2 protein-coding genes are annotated in these 2,371 nt (G+C 70.5%); both read right to left on the bottom strand.

Annotated elements, in window-relative coordinates:
- Positions 1-66 precede the first annotated feature (66 nt).
- Positions 67-1,656 (bottom strand): MDR family MFS transporter, encoded by a 1,590-nt coding sequence (locus KHA85_RS16310; RefSeq protein ID WP_213186610.1) that lies wholly within the window; start codon positions 1,654-1,656, stop codon positions 67-69.
- The coding region (locus tag KHA85_RS16305; RefSeq protein ID WP_306666458.1) for a TetR/AcrR family transcriptional regulator at positions 1,649-2,371 on the bottom strand (723 nt) is incomplete at its 5' end. The genes KHA85_RS16305 and KHA85_RS16310, both read right to left, overlap by 8 nt.

Genomic DNA, 2,371 nt, shown 5'->3' with positions numbered 1-2,371 from the left:
CGCGGTCGCGGCCATGACCATGCCGCTGCTCGCGCAGTCGTACGGTCTGGGCGCGCCGCGGGTCGGTCAGTCGACGGTCTCCTTGAGGGGGTCCTCACGGACGAAGAGCAGCAGCACGGTCGCCACGAGGATGAGCGGGACGACCATGTGGTAGATCGGCACCAGGGCGTCGTTGTACGCCCCGACGATCGCGTCGTGCAGCGGGCCCGGCAGCCCGGCCAGGATCTCGGGGCTCATGGAGTTGGCACCCGCACCGTTGGCGAAGGTCTCGGCGACCCGTGCGCCCTCGGGGCCTAGCTCGGCAGCGGCCGCGGGGACGCGCTCGCCCATGAGGTCGGCGAGCCGGCTGACGAACAGCGATCCGACGATGGCCGAGCCCATGGTGCCGCCGATCTGGCGGAAGAAGTTGTTGGACGCGGTGGCGGTGCCGACCATGGTGACGGGGAACGCGTTCTGGACGATCAGCACGAGCAGCTGCATGCACAGGCCGAGTCCGAAACCGAACACGAAGAGCACCACGCCGAGGTGGACGAGGGTGTCACCGGCCTGCAGCGAGCCGATGAGCCAGAGCCCGACGGCCATGATGAGCGTGCCGACGAGGGGATACCACTTGTAGCGGCCGGTGCGGCTGACGATGTTGCCGACGACGATGGAGGTGCCCATCATGCCGATCATCATGGGGATCATCATGAGGCCGGCCGCGGTGGGGCCGAGACCGTGGACCATCTGGATGTACGTGGGCAGGTAGGCCATGCACCCGAACATCGCGACGCCGATGAGGAGACCGGCGGCGGTGGAGACGGAGAAGTTGCGCTCGGCGAACAGCGTCATCGGGATCAGCGGGTGCGGGGAGCGACGCTCGACCCGGACGAAGGCCACCGCGCACACGAGGAACAGCGCGCCCATGCCGAGGATGACCGGGTCGGTCCAGTCGTAACGGTTGCCGCCCCACGACGAGAGGAGGATGAGTGCGGTGGTGCCGATGGCCATGAGCACCGTGCCGGGCCAGTCGGTGCGGCGTCCGCTGCCGCGGTTGGGCAGGCGCAGCCAGACGACGGCCACGACGAGGGCGATCAGACACACGGGGAGGTTGAACCACAGCGCCCACCGCCAGCCGGGCCCCTCGGTGAAGAATCCGCCGAGGAGCGGGCCGAGGACGGACGACAGCCCGAAGACGGCGCCCATGACGCCCATGTACCGTCCGCGCTGTCGGGCGGGGACGACGTCGGCGACGATGGCCTGGGACAGGACCATGAGGCCGCCGCCGCCGAGACCCTGGACGGCACGGGCGGCGATGAGCAGGTCGATGTTCGAGGCGAGAGCGCCGAGTAGCGAACCGGCCGAGAACAGCAGGATGGCGGCGACGAACAGCGGCTTGCGGCCGATCTGGTCCCCGAGCTTGCCGTACACGGGCAGGCCGATCGTCATGGTGAGCAGATAGACGGTGATGACCCAGCTCATGCGGTCGACGCCACCGAGGTCGGCGACGATCGTCGGCAGCGCGGTGGCGAAGATCATCTGCCCCAGGGACACGATGAGCATCCCCAGCAGCAGCGAGGTGAACACCAGCGGGACGTTGTGCGTCGTCGGCGCCGGGGCGGGGGAGCGGTCGGCACCGGGCGGTGCCGCGGTGGTGCGGAGGTCTGTCTCACTCATGCGGGATCCCGTCGGTGGTGGTGGTGGCGGCGGTGGAGGGCTCGCCGACGAGCACTGCGAGTTGGCGCAGGGCGGTGGCGCAGTCGGCGTGGAGGTCGTCGAAGGAGGCGGAGTCGCGGTTCAGCCAGGTGGCCATGCCGAGGTTTGCCGAGGCGGCGACGAGCGCGACGCACGCGCGCGCCTCGGCCTCGGCGCTGACCCCGGGCAGGCGGCGCAGCCGCGGATGCCGGTCGAGGTGGCAGGACACGAGGTCCACGAGTTCGATCTGGAACCGGTACGAGGCGGTCATCCGCGCGGCACCGAGTTGCGGCTCGGCCCGGAAGATGTCACGCCGGCGTTGGACGAGCGTGGCGGTCTGCTCCCTGTCCGCGATGCGGGTGGCGGCGAAGCCTGCGAGAAAGACCCGCATCAGCGCGCGTGGGACGTCCGGATCGACCCCGTCAAGGAAGTCTTCGCGCTCGGCCTCGGGGACGTCCTGCGGGGTGGCGCCGATGACCGCGGCCTCCTTGGAGGCGACGTAGTTGAAGAACGTGCGCTTGGAGACCTCGGCGGCCGCGCAGATCTGGTCGACCGTCACCGCGTCGTACCCGTGCTCGAGGACCAGCGCGGTGGCGGCGTCCTCGATCGCGAGGTGGGTCGCGCGGCGCTTCCGGTCGCGCAGGGAGTCGTCGCGCGGGGCGTCCGCACGAGGGGGAGCGTGGGGGGCCTGCAGGGA

This window comes from Dietzia massiliensis (assembly GCF_018390595.1).
In the GTDB taxonomy this organism is placed as follows: domain Bacteria; phylum Actinomycetota; class Actinomycetes; order Mycobacteriales; family Mycobacteriaceae; genus Dietzia; species Dietzia massiliensis.
This window is presented reverse-complemented; position numbering and strand designations above follow the sequence as displayed.

What these genes read in the sequence shown, in the direction of transcription:
- KHA85_RS16310 (WP_213186610.1), bottom strand. Translation starts at nt 1,656, where the DNA reads ATGAGTGAGACAGACCTCCGCACCACCGCGGCACCGCCCGGTGCCGAC.